Annotated in this window: 17 protein-coding genes; 4 read left to right on the top strand and 13 right to left on the bottom strand. The window is 66.8% G+C overall.

What is annotated here, in order from left to right; genetic code table 11:
* Positions 1-112 precede the first annotated feature (112 nt).
* Positions 113-1309, top strand: a complete 1197-nt coding sequence (locus tag P0086_RS18555) for a CaiB/BaiF CoA-transferase family protein (RefSeq protein WP_112600153.1) — start codon at positions 113-115, stop codon at positions 1307-1309.
* On the top strand, positions 1306-2991 hold the full coding sequence (locus tag P0086_RS18550; protein ID WP_275788217.1) for a thiamine pyrophosphate-binding protein: 1686 nt from the start codon (positions 1306-1308) through the stop codon (positions 2989-2991). Before P0086_RS18555 ends, P0086_RS18550 begins: the two co-directional genes overlap by 4 nt.
* A gap of 24 nt (positions 2992-3015) precedes the next feature.
* Here the strand turns inward: P0086_RS18550 and P0086_RS18545 are convergent, their stop codons facing one another.
* The 3 genes from P0086_RS18545 to P0086_RS18535 form a co-directional block, all read right to left on the bottom strand.
* A complete protein-coding gene (locus P0086_RS18545) occupies positions 3016-3375 on the bottom strand; it encodes a hypothetical protein (protein WP_275788214.1) in 360 nt (119 codons plus the stop codon).
* Between the two features lie 9 nt (positions 3376-3384).
* On the bottom strand, positions 3385-3723 hold the full coding sequence (locus P0086_RS18540; RefSeq protein ID WP_148190173.1) for a TIGR01244 family sulfur transferase: 339 nt from the start codon (positions 3721-3723) through the stop codon (positions 3385-3387).
* Between the two features lie 80 nt (positions 3724-3803).
* Complete coding sequence (locus P0086_RS18535) at positions 3804-4658, bottom strand: DUF4432 family protein (protein ID WP_275788209.1); 855 nt, start codon at positions 4656-4658, stop codon at positions 3804-3806.
* Between the two features lie 313 nt (positions 4659-4971).
* Here P0086_RS18535 and P0086_RS18530 point away from each other — a divergent pair, with 313 nt between their 5' ends.
* Positions 4972-6408, top strand: coding sequence for a L,D-transpeptidase (locus tag P0086_RS18530; protein WP_275788206.1), 1437 nt, complete (start codon positions 4972-4974; stop codon positions 6406-6408).
* A gap of 99 nt (positions 6409-6507) precedes the next feature.
* On the opposite strand, the gene P0086_RS18525 is transcribed toward P0086_RS18530, so the two are convergent.
* Entirely contained in the window at positions 6508-6960 is a 453-nt protein-coding gene (locus P0086_RS18525) for a helix-turn-helix domain-containing protein (RefSeq protein WP_275788203.1), read from the bottom strand.
* Positions 6961-7028: 68 nt separating this feature from the next.
* Here P0086_RS18525 and P0086_RS18520 point away from each other — a divergent pair, with 68 nt between their 5' ends.
* Positions 7029-8453 (top strand): MFS transporter, encoded by a 1425-nt coding sequence (locus tag P0086_RS18520; RefSeq protein ID WP_275788200.1) that lies wholly within the window; start codon positions 7029-7031, stop codon positions 8451-8453.
* A gap of 8 nt (positions 8454-8461) precedes the next feature.
* Here P0086_RS18520 and P0086_RS18515 read toward each other — a convergent pair whose 3' ends face one another.
* The 9 genes from P0086_RS18515 to P0086_RS18475 form a co-directional block, all read right to left on the bottom strand.
* Entirely contained in the window at positions 8462-9985 is a 1524-nt protein-coding gene (locus tag P0086_RS18515; protein WP_275788198.1) for a globin-coupled sensor protein, read from the bottom strand.
* 334 nt (positions 9986-10319) lie between these two features.
* Positions 10320-11039, bottom strand: a complete 720-nt coding sequence (locus P0086_RS18510) for a ParA family protein (protein WP_112600145.1) — start codon at positions 11037-11039, stop codon at positions 10320-10322.
* Positions 11040-11217: 178 nt separating this feature from the next.
* Entirely contained in the window at positions 11218-11994 is a 777-nt protein-coding gene (locus P0086_RS18505; protein WP_162702371.1) for a ParA family protein, read from the bottom strand.
* A gap of 245 nt (positions 11995-12239) precedes the next feature.
* Entirely contained in the window at positions 12240-13385 is a 1146-nt protein-coding gene (locus tag P0086_RS18500; protein WP_275788195.1) for an iron-containing alcohol dehydrogenase, read from the bottom strand.
* Positions 13382-14770, bottom strand: coding sequence for an aldehyde dehydrogenase family protein (locus P0086_RS18495; RefSeq protein ID WP_112612882.1), 1389 nt, complete (start codon positions 14768-14770; stop codon positions 13382-13384). The genes P0086_RS18500 and P0086_RS18495 overlap by 4 nt, the downstream gene beginning before the upstream one ends.
* A 32-nt stretch (positions 14771-14802) precedes the next feature.
* Entirely contained in the window at positions 14803-15015 is a 213-nt protein-coding gene (locus P0086_RS18490; protein ID WP_275788192.1) for a type II toxin-antitoxin system VapC family toxin, read from the bottom strand.
* Positions 15016-15051: 36 nt separating this feature from the next.
* On the bottom strand, positions 15052-16422 hold the full coding sequence (locus P0086_RS18485; protein WP_112597004.1) for a glutamine synthetase family protein: 1371 nt from the start codon (positions 16420-16422) through the stop codon (positions 15052-15054).
* 68 nt (positions 16423-16490) lie between these two features.
* On the bottom strand, positions 16491-18005 hold the full coding sequence (locus P0086_RS18480; RefSeq protein ID WP_112597006.1) for an amino acid permease: 1515 nt from the start codon (positions 18003-18005) through the stop codon (positions 16491-16493).
* A gap of 144 nt (positions 18006-18149) precedes the next feature.
* Positions 18150-18917: an N-formylglutamate amidohydrolase gene (locus tag P0086_RS18475; RefSeq protein WP_275788188.1), complete on the bottom strand. Its 768-nt coding sequence runs from the start codon at positions 18915-18917 to the stop codon at positions 18150-18152.
* Positions 18918-18935 lie beyond the last annotated feature (18 nt).

Here is an 18935-nt window from a genome sequence, read left to right as displayed (position 1 = left end):
CATCAACCCATGCGGCGTTGATGCTATCTCCGGCCCGGCGATTTTGTTATCCAGATCCCTGCGTCGCAAGCAGATTCCGAATGGAACACCGGCGACGGCAAGGAGGATACCGATGGACGAGAAGAACCTGCCGCTCTCCGGCATCCGCGTCATCGAACTTGCGCGCGTGCTCGCCGGCCCCTGGGCCGGCCAGATGCTGGCCGATCTCGGCGCCGACGTGATCAAGGTCGAAAACCCCGACGGCGGCGACGAAACCCGCGGTTGGGGCCCGCCCTTCGTCACCGGCAAGGACGGCGAGAACCTCTCTGCCGCCTACTATCATTCGACCAACCGCAACAAGCGCTCGATCACCGTCGACTTCCGCACCGAGGAAGGCCGTGCCGTCGTCCGCCGCCTCGTGCAGACGGCCGATGTCGTCATCGAGAACTTCAAGGTCGGAGGATTGAAGAAATACGGCCTCGACTACGAGAGCCTCGCCGCCGAGAACCCGAAGCTCGTCTATTGCTCGATCACCGGCTTCGGCCAGGACGGGCCCTATGCCGCCCGCGCCGGCTACGACTACATCGTCCAGGGCATGTCCGGCTTCATGTCGGTGACCGGTTCGCCCGACGGCGAGCCGATGAAGGCGGGCGTCGCGATCGCCGACATCTTCACCGGCATCTATGCGGTCACCGCCATCCAGGCCGCCCTCATCCATGCGCTGCGCACCGGCCGCGGCCAACAGATCGACATGGCGCTGCTCGACGTGCAGACCGCCGTCATGGCCAACCAGAACATGAACTACCTCGTCTCCGGCACCGCCCCGACCCGCCTCGGCAACGCCCATCCGAACATCACCCCCTACGAGGTGATCAAGACCGCCGACGGCCACATGATCCTCGCCGTCGGCAATGACGGCCAGTTCCAGCGCCTCTGCGCGATCCTCGGGCTCGACGGGCTTGCCGCCGACGAGCGCTTTGCCACCAACCGCGCCCGCGTCCGCCACCGCGACGAACTGCGCCCGCTGATCCTTGAGCGCAGCCGGCAGTGGCAGAAGACAGCGCTTCTGAAGGCCTGCGAGGACAACGGCGTGCCGGCCGGCCCGATCAACTCGATCGCCGAGACCTTCGACGATCCGCAGGTGAAGGCCCGGGGCCTGCGCCTCGACCTTGCCGACCGCGACGGCAATGCCATCCCCACCGTGCGCATGCCGGTCGTCTTTTCGCAGACGCCGCTCGCCTACGAGCGCCCGAGCCCGCGGCTCGGCGAGCACACCGACGAGATCCTGGCCGAACTGGAAAGCCTTGAAGCAAAGAGGAAATCTGCATGACCGAGCACGCCAGCAATCCTGCAACGCAGGCCGGCCGCACCGGCGGCCAGCTGATCGTCGACGCGCTCGTCGCAAACGGCGTGAAGCGCCTCTCCTGCGTGCCGGGGGAGAGCTTCCTCGCCGTGCTCGATGCGCTGCACGACACCGACATCGACGTTCTCGTCTGCCGCCAGGAAGGCGGCGCGGCGATGATGGCCGACTGCTGGGGCCGGCTGACCGGCGAGCCGGGCATCTGCATGGTCACCCGCGGCCCCGGCGCCACCAACGCCTCGGCGGGCCTGCACATCGCCCGGCAGGATTCGGTGCCGATGATCCTCTTCATCGGCCAGGTCCAGCGCGACGCCCGCGAGCGCGAGGCCTTCCAGGAGATCGAGTACCGCCGCGCCTTCACCGAGGTCGCCAAATGGGTGGCCGAGATCGACGATGCCCGCCGCATCCCCGAATTCGTCACCCGCGCCTTTGCGGTCGCGACTTCGGGACGGCCCGGCCCGGTCGTGGTGGCGCTGCCGGAGGACATGCTGACCGATACGGTGGAGGCGGTATCCGCCCGGCCCTACGTCCCCGTCGAGGCCCATCCCGGCCCGGCCCAGCTCGCAAAATTCAGGGACCTTCTGGAAAAGGCCGAGCGGCCGGTCGCGATCCTCGGCGGCACGCGCTGGGACGAAGAGAGCGTCGCGGCGTTCACCGCCTTCGCCGAGCGCTTCGCGCTGCCCGTCGCCTGCTCCTTCCGCCGGCAGATGCTATTCGATCATTTGCATCCGAACTATGCCGGCGATTCCGGCATCGGCATCAATCCGGCGCTGGCCAAGGAAATCCGCGAGGCCGACCTCGTGCTGATGCTGGGCGGCCGCTATTCGGAAATGCCCTCCTCCGGCTACACGCTGATGGACGTCCCCTACCCGCAGCAGACGCTGGTGCACGTCCACCCCGATCCGTCCGAACTCGGCCGCGTCTATCGGCCGGACCTTGCGATCTGTGCCGCCCCGGCGGATTTCGTCGCGGCCCTCGCCGGTCTCTCGCCGCTCGTCCCGCCCCGCTGGGCGGAGCGGACGAAGGCCATGCACGCGGCCTATCGCGCCTGGTCGACGCCGCCGGCCGCCGGCCCCGGCGACGTCCACATGGGCCCGATCATGGCCTGGATCGAGGAGAACGTCCCGCAGGATGCGATCTTCACCAACGGCGCCGGCAACTATGCGACCTGGCTGCACCGCTTCCACCGCTTCCGCCGCTTCGCAACGCAGGCCGCCCCCACCTCCGGCTCGATGGGCTACGGCCTGCCGGCGGCGGTGGCGGCGAAAAAGCTGTTTCCCCAACGTGAGGTCGTCTGCTTTGCCGGCGACGGCTGCTTCCTGATGCACGGGCAGGAATTCGCCACCGCCGTGCGCTACGGCCTGCCGATCATCGCGATCGTGGTCAACAACGGCATGTACGGCACGATCCGCATGCATCAGGAGCGGGAATATCCCGGCCGCGTCAGCGCCACCGGCCTGACGAACCCCGATTTCGCAGCGCTCGCCGTCTCCTACGGCGGCCACGGCGAGACGGTGACCACGACCGAGGCCTTCGCGCCCGCCTATCTGCGGGCGCGCGCGAGCGGCAAGCCGGCGATCATCGAAGTGCAACTCGACCCGGAAGCGATCACGCCCGCGCGGACGCTGACGCAGATCAGGGAGAGGAAATAGGGACGCGGAGGGAGAGGAAACCGGTCAGCGCGCAAGTTCCCGCTTCAGCATTCTCGCCAGTTGATCGCACTTGCCGACGGTATGTTCATTCGCCGCTTGAGCCTGCTTGTGCGTGACGCTACCTCGAACTGCCGCGAAGGCGCGATCGGCAGCCGCGCGAGGATTTTCGAATTGCCCCTTCGCGAATTTCAGGAAGAGCGCCTTGGCGTCACGCACCATTCGCGGCCGCTTGTAGCGCAGGTCGCAGATGGTCGCGATGGTGAGGCTCGTGGAAGCCACTCCCATGCGTGCATCCGCGGGGATGGGAGGCATCTCCTCCGCAAGCACGGTCGATGCAAAGACAAGGCTCGCAAGATAGATAGAGACACCGATCTTCAACGCCATCGCAGTCAATTAGCCCCGCAGATGCTGCGTCTGGCCGTAGATATTGGTCGAGCGGGCGCCGGAGCGGCAGTAGCCGAGCATCGGCCGCGGCAGGTCGTCGAGCGCATCGACCATGGCGGTGACGGCATCGGCGGTCACCCCCATCGGGCCGACCGGGATGTGCCTGATCTCCAGCCCGAGTTCCTTTGCACGCGCGGCGATCGCGGAAAATTCCGGCTGGTCCGGACTCTCGTGGTCCGGCCGGTGGCAGACGATCGACTTGAAGCCCATGGCCTTGATCTCGTCCAACTCCTCGACGGCGATCTGGCCGGAGACCGAGTATTCGTCGTTGATCGCGCGGATATCCATGATGCGAACCCTTCGTGAAATCTGGTGGCTTCGATGTAGGCTGCGCGGCGCCGGGCGTCAATCGTCGGAAGGCGGACGCCCTACCGAAGCTCGAAGGACAGGCCGTAGCTGACGCTCTCGCCGGGGGAGAAATCCTGCATCTCGCCGGACGCGATCAGTTCCGCCCGGCCGGCCAGCCGGTGCGAGACCGGCTCGATGCCCATCACATGGCAGCCGGGCGACTGATTGCGCCAGACCTGCAGGTAGGCCAGCGTGTCGGTTCGGAAGCGCACGTGCAGGCTACGCCCGCCGAGAGCCGCGATCGGCCCGATCGCGACGTCCGCCCAGCCGTGCTGCGCCGTCTCCCGGGCAGAAACGCAGAAGATCTTCATGTCGCCCTCGCCGAAGCGCCAGGGCAGGCCGCCATCCTCCAGCATCGCGCCGGAAAGCCGGGTGTTCTGGTCGAACAGCCGCGTGTTGAAATTGATGTGATACATCGCAACCGGCGGCCACGGGCGGCTGCCGGTATTGGTCACGACGTCGTCGAGCGTGATGTGGCCGGTCGAGCGATCGGCGCGCCAGAGACGCCGCAGTTCCGCCGTCTCGCCGTTGGCGAGCGAGACCGGGACGCGCGCCTGGCAGACGACCTCGCCCTCGTCCTCCTCGAAGAGGATGTCCTTGGCGGGATGGGACGACAGCGAGCCGTGCAGCGGGTAGTGCCTGCCGTCCGCAGCCCCTTCGACCGGTTCGGGATGGCGGATATGGTCCGGGCCGCAGGAGAACATGAAGCCGGGCAGCGCCCTGTCGATGCGCGGATCGCCGTCCGAGGGGATCGCCGAACCCGGCGCCAGGTTTATGCCGAAAAAGATCGCGTCTCTGAGATCGAGCGCGGACTGCGAATCAAGCGCCAGATCGAAGCTGTGCGCTCCGTTCTCGGCAGTCAGGGCGAGGGTCATGTCTTCTCCCGGAATCGTCTTTCGTGCGATGCTAGCCCAGGCCCGCCGATTCCGATACCGGATTATCGGCCGCCGGCCGCGCCGTCAGGACAAGGATAACTGCTTGCAAAGGTTGCGGAACCGGAGAAATCGCCGGGCGTTATGCCATGGATCGGCAAGGCGCGCGGGACGTCGCGCGCTGGCCGTGGAGAACGGAAAATGCGATCGTTAGCCGTCCATTAACCATCGTTTTCCATTTTCCATATTAACGTCGAAATTGAGTGCCACGTCCCGGACATAGCTTAGAGGACAGGTTAACCCCGTGAATTCCGTTTTGAAAACAAGCATTTCCCTGCTCACCCTGGCGGCAATCCTGGCCGCCGCGCCCGCCAGTGCGCAGACGTTCTATGGCGACCGGGACGAGCGGACGGTGCTGGTGACGCCGGACGGAGCCTTCCTCGACTATATTCCCGCCGACGGCAGCGTGCGCGCGGCGCGCGATCGCCAGGGCCGCCGCGTCTATGTCGACGCCTGGGGAAACCTCGTCGCGACGGAAATGCAGGTCCAGCGCGAATTCTCCGGCTACGACCGGCGCGACATGCGCCGCAACCGCTATCGGCAGGTTGAGGGCTATCCGGAAACCTCGCCCGACTATTTCCCGCCCGCCCCCGGCCAGGGCGCCGGCTACGGCGACGACCTGACCACCGGCTCGGTGCCCGACTACCGGGACAATGCTCCTGGCGCGGTCGACCGCTCCGACCTGCCCCAGCCGATGCCGGGCGAAGCCTATCCGGATCAGCCGCCGCAGGGCTTTGGCCAGGGCTACGGCACGGACGACATGGCCGCCCTTCCCGAGGCACCGCTCGACGGCCAGGACGCATTCGTGCCGGGCCCGCAGTTCCCCCAGGCGACGGCGATCGGCAAGAAGTCGTCGGCCGAAGTGACGGCGCTGCAGGTCTTCCTCGACCGGGAGGGTTTCTCGCCGGGCGTGATCGACGGCAAGAAGGGCTCAAACGTCGTCAAGGCGATCGAGGCCTGGCAGCTCGCCAACGGCGAGACGCTCGACCCCAACGACACCGATTCCATCGTCGAGCGGCTGCACCTGAACGGCGGCATGCCGTTCACCACCTACGAGATCACCGCAGCCGACGCGGCCGGGCCCTACGTGGCGTCGATCCCAGAGGACTACGCCCACAAGGCCGCCCTCCCCGCCCTCTCCTACACGTCCACGACCGAGGCGCTGGCCGAGCGCTTCCACATGGACGAGAACTACCTGAAGGAGATGAACCCCGGCGTGGACTTCACCATCCCCGGCACGATCATCAAGGTGATCAATGTCGGCGAGCCGAAGAAGGCCAAGGTCGCAAGGATCATCGCCGACAAGGGCCGCAAGCAGGTGCTGGCCTATGACGACGCGGGCGCCCTCGTCGCGGCCTATCCGGCGAGCATCGGCTCGTCCGACACCCCGTCCCCGTCAGGCACGGTGACGGTGGAGCGGATCGCGTTCAACCCGAACTACACCTACAATCCGAAGATCAATTTCCAGCAGGGCGCCAACGACAAGGTGCTGACCCTGCAGCCGGGCCCGAACGGCCCGGTCGGCACGATCTGGATCGCGCTGTCGAAGCCCACCTACGGCATCCACGGCACCCCGGATCCCTCGAAGATCGGCAAGACCCAGAGCCACGGCTGCATCCGCCTGACCAACTGGGACGCCACCGAGCTCGCCAAGATGACCTCGAAGGGCGTCACGGTCGAGTTCGTCGACTGATCGCGGATCGCCCGGCCGCCGTGCGTGGCGGGCCCGTTTCCCGACATCATCGATGCACGGAGGCGTGCCGCTTCCGCAGTGGACGGCGGCTCGCGCACATCAACGGCGCGGCTTCCTGCCCCCGGTCGCAACGGAAGCCGGTGGCTGCGCGCCGCTGCGCTGCGCATGCGAGGCAACACGGACCAGCCTCTGGAACTTGGGGCAATCCATATGGCTTTCGGCCGGGCATTCGGCCACATGGCGCAGCGCGTTCCTGAGCGTGACCAGCCTTCGGATCTGCAGCTCGAGCGCATCGGCGCGGGCGTGCATCATGGCGCGCGGCACATCCGGCACGCCGTCGCGGCCGAACATTCCCCTGATCTCGTCGAGGCTGAAACCGGCCGTCTTGCCGAGCGATATCAGCGCAAGCTGGGTCAGCGTCTCCGGCCCGTACTGGCGCCGCAGCCCGTGGCGGCCGACCGAGGCGATCAGGCCGACCTCCTCGTAGTAGCGCAGCGTCGACGGCGGCACGCCGCTTCGTTCCGATAGCACGCCGATGTCGAGAAATTTCATGCTTGACCTCAAGTTGACTTGAAGTGGCAGACTAGCCTCATCCTGACACTTCAACAAGAGGAACTGCCATGAAACTCATCGATCGAATGAAGACCTCTCCGCCTGCGCTGACCGCCCTTGCCGGCTCGATGCTGCTGTCGTCGCTCGGCGTCAGCATCGCCACGGTGGCGCTCCCGGCGCTCGCCCGAGACTTTTCCGCCTCCGTTTCCGACGCCCGCTGGGTCGTCCTCGCCTATCTCGTCTCCGCCACGGTCGCGATCGTGCTGGCCGGACGGTTCGGCGACCTTTTCGGCCACCGCCGCGTATTGGTCGCGGGCCTCGTCGTCTTCACCGCAGCCTCCGTCCTGTGTGCCGCGGCCCCGACGCTTGCGATCCTGATCGCCGGACGCGCCGTCCAGGGCATGGGCGGCGCCATCCTGATGGCACTGCCCGTCTCGCTGATCCGCGAAACCGTTCCCAAGGAACGCACCGGCTCGGCGATGGGGCTGCTCGGCACGATGTCGGCGATCGGAACCGCGCTCGGGCCGTCGGTGGGCGGCATGCTCGTCTCCGGCCTGTCCTGGCGCGCAGCCTTCGCAGCCCTCGCCGCCGCCGGCGTTCTGGCGCTCGGTGTGGCGATCGTCACCATCCCGAGGACCGCCGCCGCAGCGCCCCGCCCGGACGCCCGGATGGACGCCCGGATGGACTGGCCGGGCGCCGCCCTGCTGGCCGCCACTTTGATCCTCTATGCGCTCGCGACCGCCGGCGGAAAGGCGGGCCCGATGCCGGGGACGACCCTGCTCCTGCCCGCCGCAGCCCTTGCCCTGGCGCTCTTCGTCATCGTCGAGGCCCGTTCGGCTGTCCCGCTGGTGCCGGTCTCGATCCTCCGCGACCGGGCGACCGCGACCGCACTCGCAACCAGCCTTCTGGTCGCCACCGTCATGATGTCCACCCTGGTCGTGGGCCCGTTCTATCTGGCTTTCGGCCTCGGGCTGGACGAGGCCCTGGTCGGTCTCGTCATGGCGGTCGGGCCGGTGACCGCGGCCGTCTCCGGCATCGTCGCCGGACGGGTCACGGACCGTTTTGGCACCCGCCCGGTCCTTGCCGCCGGCCTGGTCGAGATGATCCTCGGCCTCGTCTGCCTGGCGTTCCTGCCGCGCCTCGTCGGCGTCGCCGGCTACGTCGCCTCGCTGATCGTCCTGACACCGGGATTCCAGCTGTTCCTCGCCGCGAACAACACGTCCGTCATGGCCGCCGCCCGGAACGAGCAACGCGGGCTCCTGTCCGGCCTGCTCGGGCTGTCGCGCAACCTCGGCTTCATGAGCGGCGCCTCGGTGATGGCAACGCTGTTTGCCACCGCGCTCGGGCCGAAGGACCTCGCCGCCACCGCTCCGGCGACCGTCGCCGGCGCCTTCACGACGACGTTCCTCTTTGCCGCCGGCCTGAGCCTCATGGCCCTTGCCCTGGCGTTCTTCGGCCGTCCTGCCGCGCAGGAAAGTGTCGAGGCGGCGTAGCCGGTCTTTCAGGCCGCGCGGACGTAGCCGGCCGCCGGCGCCGCCGCGGCCTGCCCACTGGTGCGGAACGCGCTCAGCCGTTCCGCGATCGAGGCGGCGTCCTTGGACAGGGCCTGGCTTGCGGCATTGGCCTGCTCGACCATCGAGGCATTCTGCTGGGTGATCTGGTCCATCGCGCCGATCGCCTGGTTGACCGCCTGCAGGCCGGTCGCCTGCTCGGCCGTGCTGGCGCGGATCGCCGAGAAGACCGAGCTCACCTCGACCACCTGCGCCACGATCTGGCGCAGCGACTGGGCGACCTCGTTGACCGAGCGGACGCCGTCCTCCACCTGGCCGTGCGACTTGGCGATCAGGTTCTGGATGTCCTTGGCGGCATCGGCGCAGCGTTGCGCCAGCGCCCGCACTTCCGAGGCGACGACGGCGAAGCCCCGGCCGGCCTCGCCGGCCCGCGCCGCCTCGATGCCGGCATTCAACGCCAGAAGGTTCGTCTGGAAGGCGATCTCGTCGATGACCTCGATGATGCTGGCGATGCTGGCCGACGACTGCTGGATATCCTCCATCGCGGCAATCGCCTGCGCGACCACCTCGCCGCTGCGTTCGGCGTTTCCGCGCGCCGCGGTCACGAGCTGGTTGGCGTCGTCGGCGCTCTTGGCCGTCTGGCGCACCGTCGTCGTCACCTCTTCGACGGCGGCCGCCGTCTCTTCCAGGTTGGCCGCCTGCCGCTCGGTGCGCCGGGCGAGATCCTCCGAGGCCGCGGCGATCTCCTGGACGCTGACGTTGATCGAGCCCACGCCCGTATGGATGCCGCCGATCGCCTGCGACAGGGCGGAGACCGCATGGTTGAAGTCATGACGCAGCGCCTCATAGGCCTCCGGCAACTCGCCCTCGATCCGCACCGTCAAGTCGCCGTCGGAGATCCGCTTCAGCGCCGCGCCGAAGTTGCTGCCGACGATCGCGCGCTCGGCCGCGACGGTGCGCGCCTGGACCGTCTGCTGCTTGGTGGTGTCGGACGCGTCCATGTAGACGGAGATCGACAGGTCCATGTCTAGGAAGACGGCCTTGATCAGGCTGGCGAGCTTGCCCGCCACCTCCTCGGCGCCGAACTCGGAGCGGGATAACAGGCCCGGCTTCGGCCACATCTCCTTCAGCGCCGCGGCCAGCAGGTGCTCGACGATCAGCGCATAGCCGCCGATGTACCAGCGCGGTTCCAGCCCGATGCGCGCATGAACCTTTCCGATCGCGCGCACCTTGTCGGCATAGTCTGCCGCAAAGTCGCCGTTCCAGATGTTGGCCCAGTGGCCGAGCTGCGCGTTCTTCGCGCCGGCCATGTGGGCATCGCTGGAAAAGAGATGGCTGACCTCCGGGCTGTTGCGCACCACGCCGTAGAACCGGTCCAGCGCCGGCGCGAGTTCCTGCTCCAGAAACGGCTTGAGCGAGCGCAGGTCCCGCAAGGCCTTGGCGTCGAGCCCGAGATAGTCGAGGCGGCGGGCAAGATCGGCGTTGTTGCTCGAGGTCGTGGGGGCAGCGCTCATCGGAAATTCCATGCGATTGGGGGTCTATGCGGGGAAGAGGCCATCTTCGAGAACGGTCGCGCGTCGCTCTGTGGGGTGCGTTCCGAGCAGTCGCGCCGGTCTTTGCGCCTGTTCATGGCGCAGGCACCGGCCATAAGCCGGCGCCTCGAATGGGTCCGTCATCTAACGCCACTTTTGGTAAAGGCTTTGTTATGAAATGCCAATTTCCGGTAGCGCCCGGCGCGGACGGGCGCCGACGCGCCCGGACGTTTCAATGCGGTCGCAAAGCCGGGCTCGCCCCCGCCGCACAGGCAGCGAGGGCCGCAATATCCCGGAGGCGCGGGCCTCGGACAGGTCAGGCGGCGCGCACCCTGGTCTCGAGAGCGCTGCGACATGCCGCAAGCGCGCCGCGGCGGACCGGCACGCGGCGAAGGACCTCCTCGGCGAAGAGCCGGGCGTTCTCGCGCGCCTTGTCGAGGTTGGAGATGCGCTGCGGATCCATCGTCCGCAGGGTGCCCCCGCAATCGAAGATGTCGCGGAAGGCGACACGTTCGGCGATCGGCGTATCGAGAACGGCGACGCCGCGCTCGGAAAGAAGCTGCTTGATGGCCGTCATGGCGCGGGTGGTCACCACCGTGCTCATCCGGGTCAGCACGACCGAATGGGCGATGCGCACGCCGGCGCGGGTGTCGAGCTGCTGCAGGAGTTCGAGGATCTGCGCCCCGCCGCGCGCATCCATCGCGCAGCCCTGGATCGGGATCATCACATGGTCGGACAGGCCGATCGCGGTCGCCACCAGCGCGTCGCGCGCGCCGGCCAGATCGATGATGAAATAGTCCGTCTGGTCGCGGTTCTCGCGGATGTGCGACTGCAGCGACCCCATCGAGACTTCCGAGATGACGGAGAGATTGCGCTGGACGCCGGAGAGCTCGTGCCAGCTGGTGATCCAGCGCTGGGGATCGGCGTCGAGAATGGTGATGCGATAGCCCTGGGCTGCCAGCTCGGTCGCGAGGATCAGCGCTGCGGTGGTCTTGCCCGCTCCGCCCTTGGCATTGGCGAATGTTATGACTGGCATTTCAAATTCCTCATGATCGGCAACACGAGCCCCTCATCGCTCTTTACGGGCGCGAAGCGGGAATGGCGCCTGTTAACCAACCTTTCAGAACATGGTTAACGAATTGCAAACGCGCACCCCGCCATCGCTGCGAATGCGATGGCGGCCGAAGGCTGCATGGTCGATCGTAAAAGGCCGGTCAGGCGCCCTTGACGCGCTGGCGTGACGGCTCGTCGTCGTTCGCACACGGTTCGTCCGTGGCGATGCCGTGCTGGTAGCACAACTGCGCAAACGGGCCATGCGCATCGCGCCCGCCCCGCTCGATGCGCGCCATGACGTCGCGCGCAAGGGCCTGCATGTTCGCCTGCGCCCGGTCGAGATTGCGCACCTGGCCGGCATCCAGCGTGTAAAGGGTTCCCGACCGTTCGAACATCTCGCGAAAGGCGCCACGCTCGACCACCGGCGTCTCGATCATCGCCATTCCGCGCAGGAGCAGCAGGTCGCGCACGGTGCGCAGCGACCGTGTCGCCACCAGCGGATTGACGCGCGACAGCACGATCGCCCGGTTGATGTGGGCGCGCGCATTCGCCTCGATGCACTGGATCAGCTCCAGCACCTGGATGGCGCCCCTGGCATCGAGGGCGCTGCCCTGCACCGGAATGAGGGCGAGGTCGCAAAGGCCGAGCGCCATCGCCATGAGCGTGTCGCGCGCAGCGGAAAGGTCCGCGATGATATGACGGTCCGGCCTGTTCAGACGCCGCAGGTGATCGGCCAGCGTGCCGGGCGTGATGTCGGTGACGGCAGTGATGCGGCTGTCCGGACCGCACCGGCTCGCCCAGTCCGCCGCGAGGCCGAGCGGATCGCAGTCGAGAACCACGACCTCGGCGCCCGACCGGGCCAACTCGGTGGCCAGCAGTGCCACCGTCGTCGTCTTGCCGGATCCGCCCTTCGCGTTCGCAACTGCTATGACAGCCATCGGTCTCCCACATGCGGCATGCAGCCCGCCAGGACTGCAGCGGCTCCTCACGAAATCACGAGCTTTCATGAAGAAAGTTAAGGAATCACACTGATTCCAGCCGAAACGCTACGAATTGTGACAGGTGCGTGACAATGGCCCGCGCGAAGCCCGGGCGAATTTCAGCCGTCGCGGGCAGAGCAAAGAAAAACCCGGCGCTGGGGGCGCCGGGTTCGGCAGGGCAGAAAATGCGCGATGAACCGGCCTCAGATGCAGGCGGCGAACAGCGTTTTTGCGGACGTGAGCGTCAGTTCCACCGGGTTGCCGCCGGCGGTCGGGTCGACGATCGCCATCGCCGCCATCTCGTCGATCCGGTCGGTTCCGACGCCGAGTGCTGCGAGCTTGTCCGGCACGCCGAGCTCGCTGCGCAGCTCCAGCACATAGTCGTAGAAGCCGTCGAAGCCGCCGGAAATACCGAGATAGGCGGCGGCGGCGGCGATCTTGTCCTCGATCGCCGGCCGGTTGAAGCGCAGCACCGGCGGCATCACCACGGCATTGGTCATGCCGTGGTGGGTGTTGTAGATCGCGCCCACCGGATGCGACAGCGAATGGATCGCGCCGAGCCCCTTCTGGAAGGCGACCGCACCCATGGCGGCGGCCGACATCATGTTGGCCCGCGCCTCGATGTCGGCGCCGTCCCTGTAGGCGCGCGGCAGGTATTCCTTGACGAGGCGCATGCCCTCCAGCGCGATCCCCTGGCTCATCGGGTGATAGAAGGGCGAGCAATAGGCTTCCAGGCAATGGGCGAAGGCGTCCATGCCGGTGCCCGCGGTGATCACCTTCGGCATGCCCACCGTCAGTTCCGGATCGCAGATCGTCACCGCCGGCAGGAATTTCGGATGGAAGATCACCTTCTTCGTGTGCGTCTGCGAATTGGTGATGACCGAGGCGCGGCCGACTTCGGAGCCGGTGCCGGCCGTCGTCGGCACCGCGACGATCGGGGCGATGCCCTCGACGGAGGCGCGCGTCCACCAGTCGCCGATGTCCTCGAAGTCCCAGACCGGCCGCGTCTGCCCGACCATGAAGGCGATCGCCTTGCCGAGGTCCAGGCCCGAGCCGCCGCCGAAGGCGACGACGCCGTCATGGCCGCCGTCCTTGAAGGCCTTCACGCCGGCCTCGAGATTGGCGTCGTTCGGATTGGGATCGACGTCGGCGAAGATCGCCCGGCCGAGGCCGGCGGCCTCCAGGATCGCGAGCGCGTTCTGCGTGATCGCCATCGGGGCGAGGCCACGGTCGGTGACGAGCAGCGGCTTCTTCATGCCGACCGCCTTGCAGTGATCGGCGAGTTCCTTGATGCGCCCTGCCCCGAACTTGATGGCGGTCGGGTAGCTCCAGTTGGCGGTGATGGTCATGCGAGTGCTTTCCTGAGGTGGTAGGACTTCGGGCGGGTGAGGTTGTGGAAGCCGATGACGGAGAGCGAACCGCCGCGGCCCGTCTCCTTCACGCCCGTCCAGCAGAGCGCCGGATCGAGATAGTCGGCGCGGTTCATGAACACGGTGCCGGTCTCGAGCTCCCGGCCGATCCGGGCCGCCCGCTCGGCATCCTTCGTCCACAGCGAGACGGTCAGGCCGTATTTGCAGTCGTTCATGAGGGCGAGCGCTTCCTCGTCGCTCTTCACCTTCATGATGCCGACCGCCGGTCCGAAGGTCTCCTCCTTCATGAACTCCATCGAGTGGTCGACGTCGACGAGCAGCTGCGGCGCGAGATAGGCGCCGCCGTCATCGGCCGGAAACAGCTTCGGGTCGATCAGCGCCCTGGCGCCGCGGGAAACGGCGTCGGCCACCTGCGCGCGCACGGTCGCGGCGAAGCGCTTGTTGGCCATCGGCCCGAGCGTCGTCTCCTGGTCGAGCGGGTTGCCGAGCTTGTAGTTGGAAACCCAGGCCACCGACTTCTCGACGAAGGCGTCGTAGAGCTTCTCGTTGACGTAGATCCGCTCGATGCCGCAGCAGCACTGGCCGGAATTGTAGGTGGCGCCGTCCATCAGCGTATCGACGGCGGCGTCGAGGTCGGCGTCCTCCATCACATAGCCCGGATCCTTGCCGCCGAGTTCGAGCCCGAGTGGCGTGAACGTGCCGGCGGCCGCACGTTCGATCGCCCGCCCGCCCTCGACGGAGCCGGTGAAATTGATGAAATCGAAGCTCTTCAGCCCGATCAGCGCCGAGGTGGTGTCATGGTCGAGGAAGATGTTCTGGAACACGTCCTCCGGCACGCCCGCCTCGACGAAGGCGCGCACCATCCGCTCGCCGACCAGCAGCGTCTGCGCGGCATGCTTGATGATAACGGTGTTGCCCGCCATCAGTGCCGGCGCGACCGTGTTGATCGCGGTCATATAGGGATAGTTCCACGGCGCGATGACGAAGACGACGCCATGCGGCTCGCGCTCGATGCGGCGCTCGAAGCGCTCGCTGTCCTCGATCACGAGCGGCGCCAGCGACGAGCCGGCGATTTCGGCGACGTAGTTGGAGCGCTCGTTGAACCCCTTGAACTCGCCGCCGTAGCGGACCGGCCGGCCCATCTGCCAGGCGAGCTCCGGCACCACCTCGTCGGCCATCTCGTTCAGCCGGGCGACGCCCTTCAGCACCAGCTGGACGCGATCCTCCAGCGGCCGCCGCGCCCACGCCTTCTGCGCCTTGCGCGCCCGTGCGACGACGTCCTTCGCCGCCTCGAGCGGCATCGCCGGCCGCTCGGCATAGACCGAGCCGTCGACGGGTGAAATGCATTTGATCACGTGTGTCATTGCCTTCTCCTTGGGCCTCCGGGCGCCTTCGCCTAGCAGGCCAGAACCTTTACATGTCCCGCCGCACCATAGGCCAGGATGGCGCGGTCGCGGGTGATGATCGTCAAATCGTGCTCGCGGGCCATCGCGACCAGGATGCGGTCCGCCGCATCACCGTGCAGCAGCCCCGGCAGGAAGGACGCGGCGAAGCGAAACCAGGGTAGAGGCGGCTTCGTCAGGCCGATGCACCCTGTTGCACCAGGCACTCTGATCTCACCATGTAGACGCAGCATCAACAAACGTCACGCCCGTTCGAAGCCTCTTGCCACCTCCCAGTCCGTCACCCGGCGGTCGTATTCCTCCTGCTCCCACTCCGCAGCGCGCGTGTAGTGGTCGATGACATCCTCGCCGAACGCGTCGCGCAGCATCTTCGAGTTGGTCATGAACGCGGTTGCCTCCCGCAGCGTCTTGGGTATCTCGCGAATGCCCTGGCCGCCATAGGCGTCGCCGACGAACGGCGCCTCGAGCTCCAGATTGCCCTCGATCCCGGCGATGCCGGCCGCCAGCAGCGCCGCCATGGCGAGGTAGGGGTTGAGGTCGGAGCCGCCCACCCGGCATTCGATGCGGATCGCCTTCGTCCCCTCGCCGCACAGGCGGTAGCCGGCCGTTCGGTTGTCCTTGCTCCACACCGCCTTGGTCGGCGCGAAGGTGCCGGCCATGAAGCGCTTGTAGGAATTGATGTAGGGCGCGAGGAAATAGGTGATTTCGCTCGCATGGTTCAAAAGGCCGGCGACGTAGTTGCGCATCATCTCCGACATGCCGTACTTCGCCTCGGCATCGTGGAACATCGACGTCTTGCCGTCGAGGCTCCAGAGCGACTGGTGCAAGTGCGACGAGGATCCTGCGGCCGAATAATGCCACTTGGCCAGGAAGGTGATCGCCTTGCCGCGCTGCCAGGCGATCTCCTTGCAGGCGTTCTTGATGATCACGTGCCGGTCCGCCATGGAAAGCGCGTCGGCATAGCGCACGTTGATCTCCTCCTGGCCCGCAGACGCCTCGCCCTTGGAGTTCTCCACCGGAATGCCGGCGCCCTGCAGGCCGTTGCGGATCGCCCGCATCACGTCCTCTTCCTTGGACGTCTGGAAGATGTGGTAGTCCTGGTTGTAGCCGCTGACCAGTCTCAGGTCGCGATAGCCGCTCTCGCGTGCATCGTCATAGCTCTGGTCGAACAGGAAGAACTCCAGCTCGCTCGCCATGAACGCCTTGAGCCCCATCGCCTCCAGCCGCTTGACCTGCTTCTTCAGGATCGCGCGCGGCGAGTGCGGCACTTCCTTGTGGGTGTGGTGGTCGAGCACGTCGCAGAGCACCAGCGCCGTCCCCTCCAGCCAGGGCACCCTGCGCAGCGTCGAAAGGTCCGGCTTCATCGTGTAGTCGCCGTAACCCGCCGCCCAGCTGGTCGAGCGGTAGCCGGAAACGGTTTCCATCTCCATGTCGGTCGCCAGCAGGTAGTTGCAGCTGTGGGTCTCCTCATAGGCGCCGTCGACGAAGTACCGGGCATGGAACCGCTTGCCCATGAGGCGGCCCTGCATGTCGACCTGGCAGGCCAGGACGGTGTCGATGCGGCCCTCGGCGACATCCTTCTTCAATTCTTCAAACGTGTAGCTCGCACTCATCCGCTAGATCCGATCCCGAAAACGAGGAAATGCGGCCCGGCAACAGGCCGGGCCGCGCACTCAAGTCGTCAGCCGCTGGCGGCCAGCGACGCGGCCGCCTTTTCCCGATGCTCCATCGCGAATTCCTCTTCGGGCGACAGGATCAGCCTGTGGCGGCCGACGAAGGCGAAGTAGGCGATGGCCACGGCGAACCAGATCGCCACCCAGAGCACACCCTTGGTGAAGTTCGGGTCCTGGATCTGGTAGAGCAGCGTGACGACGGCGATGATCACCGTCAGCACCGCGCCGGGAATGCCGAAGGGCGAGCGGAAGGGACGCTCGATGTTCGGCAGCTTCTTGCGCAGCATGATGAACGAGATCGCCTGCATGATGTAGGAGAACATCGCACCGAACACGGCCATGTTCAAAAGCACGCTGCCGATGATGCTGCCGCCCTGCTCCGCGCCCAGGGCGAACCAGATGATCATCATCACCGCCAGGCCGACGACGGCGCCGGTGATCATGGCGATATACGGCGTCTTGTAGGTCTGGTGGGTGATCGACAGCGCCGTCGGGAAGTAGCCCGCCCGCGAAAGCGAGTAGATCTGCCGGCCCTGGGCGTAGAGGATCGTGTGGAAGCTCGCGATCAGGCCGGTCAGCGCGACGAGGCCGAGGATCACGACGCCGCTGTCGCCGTAGATCGCCTTGAAGCCGTCCAGCAGCGGTTCGAGCGACGAGCCGAGCTGGAAGGCGCCCACGCCCGGCAGCGACGGGTTGAGCAGGACGATCATGAAGGCGGAGATCATCAGCGTGACCATGCCGAGAATGATGCCCTTGGGCATGTCGCGCTTGGGATCGACCGATTCCTCGGCCGCGAGCGGCAGCTGCTCGATGGCGAGGAACAGCCAGACGGCAAACGGCAGCGTCGCCAGCACGCCCGAGAAGCCGAAGGGGAACCATTCGCCGTTGCCTTCCGGCAGTTCGACCGCAGCTCCGTCCGGACCGACGCCGATGTTCAGCGCCCAGCGCGAGAAATCCATGTTCGGGATGGCGCTGGCCCAGAAGAAGGCGAGAACGCCGAGCGAAATGATCGTGATGATCAGCGTCACCTTGAACGACAGCTCCAGCCCGAAGATGTTGAGGCCGAGGAAGATCAGGTAGAACACGATCCACACGAAGGGTGAATAGGCCGGGTCCAGCCCGAGGATCGAGTTGACATAGGCGGTGATGAAGGTCACCACCACCGCCGGCGTCAGCACGTATTCGACGTTTTCGCAAAGCCCGGTGATGAAGCCGCCCCAGGGGCCCATCGCCGTGCGTGCAAACGAGTAGGCGGCGCCGGTGTGCGGCAGCGCCGGGCTCATCTCCGCGATGGAGAAGGTCAGCCCCAGATACATGATGGCGATGATGATGCCGGCGACGAGCATGCCGCCCCAGCCGCCGGTGGCGAAGCCGAAGTTCCAGCCGGAAAAGTGCCCGGAGATGACCGCGCCGACGCCGAGCGCCCAGAGCGACCAGACGCCCGCATAGCGCGAAAGCCCGCGCTTCTCGAAATAGGAAGCGTCAGCTTTCTTGTAGCTGACGCCCGCTGAAGGATTTTCCATTTGCCTCTCTCCTGTCGAGTAGGTTCGCACCCGCAGCAGGCCTGATGTCCTGCCGGGTGCGCCTGAGTGCCGTTCGTTCGCATCGGTCCGGATTTTTCCGTGTACCGAAGCGCATGCCGCGGGCGAGCCGCTCCCCTGGGTCTTTCAGTATGCTTGTGACGGCGGCACGCTCTCGAGCAGCAGCCCCGTCAGATAGTCAGCCATGACCCCTTGGCTGGTATCGTCCCTGATGAGGTCGTTCCTGACCTCGATCATCACGTTGAGCAGGCCGTTGGCCAACCCGTGCACCTGCAACGTATGCGTGACTCCGTCCTCCGGTCCATAGGGCTCGTTGCGGCGCGTGGTGTAAAGCGCGCTGCGGCCGGCGGATTCGAGCATGAGGTCGGCCAGCCGGCTGTCCGCATCGTGCAGGATACCGATTTCGACCGGGCGCTCCCGCCCGAAATAGACCGGCGTGAAGCTGTGGATCGTGACGAGGATCGGCGCCCGCCCCTCGGCGATTCGCTGCCGGACCAGGCTCGCGATCCGGTCGCGAAAGGGAAAGTAGAGGCCTTCGGCCCGCTCCAGCCGCGCCGCCTCGGACAGGTCGGCATTGCCGGGAACGGGATAGATCTCGCTCGTCTCCGGCATCGCGCCGGGCGATTCGGGCGGACGGTTGCAATCGTAGGCGAGCCGCGAGAAGCGCTGGTAGATCAGCGTCGCATCGAGGCTTTTGGCCATCATCCTCGAGACCGCCAGGGCGCCGGGATCCCAGGCGATATGGCTTTCCAAGGCTTCCGCCGAGAGCCCGAGCGTACCCAGCCGCTCCGGCAGCACGCGCGAGGCGTGCTCGCACACCAGGAGGATGCGGCTGCGGCCCGCTGCATTCTCGACGGCGACCGGATCGCCTTCCTGTTCGCTGAGAATACCCATGCAGCCGCTGCTCCCGGT

This window comes from Mycoplana sp. MJR14, assembly GCF_029210525.1.
Classification (GTDB): Bacteria; Pseudomonadota; Alphaproteobacteria; order Rhizobiales; family Rhizobiaceae; genus Mycoplana.
This window is presented reverse-complemented; position numbering and strand designations above follow the sequence as displayed.

Excerpts from the sequence above, each read along its gene's own strand:
- P0086_RS18550 (WP_275788217.1), top strand. The coding sequence starts at position 1,306 with ATGACCGAGCACGCCAGCAATCCTGCAACGCAGGCCGGCCGCACCGGC.
- P0086_RS18505 (WP_162702371.1), bottom strand. The coding sequence starts at position 11,994 with ATGGCTGTCATAGCAGTTGCGAACGCGAAGGGCGGATCCGGCAAGACG.
- P0086_RS18555 (WP_112600153.1), top strand. The coding sequence starts at position 113 with ATGGACGAGAAGAACCTGCCGCTCTCCGGCATCCGCGTCATCGAACTT.
- P0086_RS18535 (WP_275788209.1), bottom strand. The coding sequence starts at position 4,658 with ATGACCCTCGCCCTGACTGCCGAGAACGGAGCGCACAGCTTCGATCTG.
- P0086_RS18525 (WP_275788203.1), bottom strand. The coding sequence starts at position 6,960 with ATGAAATTTCTCGACATCGGCGTGCTATCGGAACGAAGCGGCGTGCCG.
- P0086_RS18485 (WP_112597004.1), bottom strand. The coding sequence starts at position 16,422 with ATGAGTGCGAGCTACACGTTTGAAGAATTGAAGAAGGATGTCGCCGAG.
- P0086_RS18475 (WP_275788188.1), bottom strand. The coding sequence starts at position 18,917 with ATGGGTATTCTCAGCGAACAGGAAGGCGATCCGGTCGCCGTCGAGAAT.
- P0086_RS18500 (WP_275788195.1), bottom strand. The coding sequence starts at position 13,385 with ATGACCATCACCGCCAACTGGAGCTACCCGACCGCCATCAAGTTCGGG.
- P0086_RS18480 (WP_112597006.1), bottom strand. The coding sequence starts at position 18,005 with ATGGAAAATCCTTCAGCGGGCGTCAGCTACAAGAAAGCTGACGCTTCC.
- P0086_RS18545 (WP_275788214.1), bottom strand. The coding sequence starts at position 3,375 with ATGGCGTTGAAGATCGGTGTCTCTATCTATCTTGCGAGCCTTGTCTTT.
- P0086_RS18510 (WP_112600145.1), bottom strand. The coding sequence starts at position 11,039 with ATGCCAGTCATAACATTCGCCAATGCCAAGGGCGGAGCGGGCAAGACC.
- P0086_RS18540 (WP_148190173.1), bottom strand. The coding sequence starts at position 3,723 with ATGGATATCCGCGCGATCAACGACGAATACTCGGTCTCCGGCCAGATC.
- P0086_RS18515 (WP_275788198.1), bottom strand. The coding sequence starts at position 9,985 with ATGAGCGCTGCCCCCACGACCTCGAGCAACAACGCCGATCTTGCCCGC.
- P0086_RS18495 (WP_112612882.1), bottom strand. The coding sequence starts at position 14,770 with ATGACACACGTGATCAAATGCATTTCACCCGTCGACGGCTCGGTCTAT.
- P0086_RS18520 (WP_275788200.1), top strand. The coding sequence starts at position 7,029 with ATGAAACTCATCGATCGAATGAAGACCTCTCCGCCTGCGCTGACCGCC.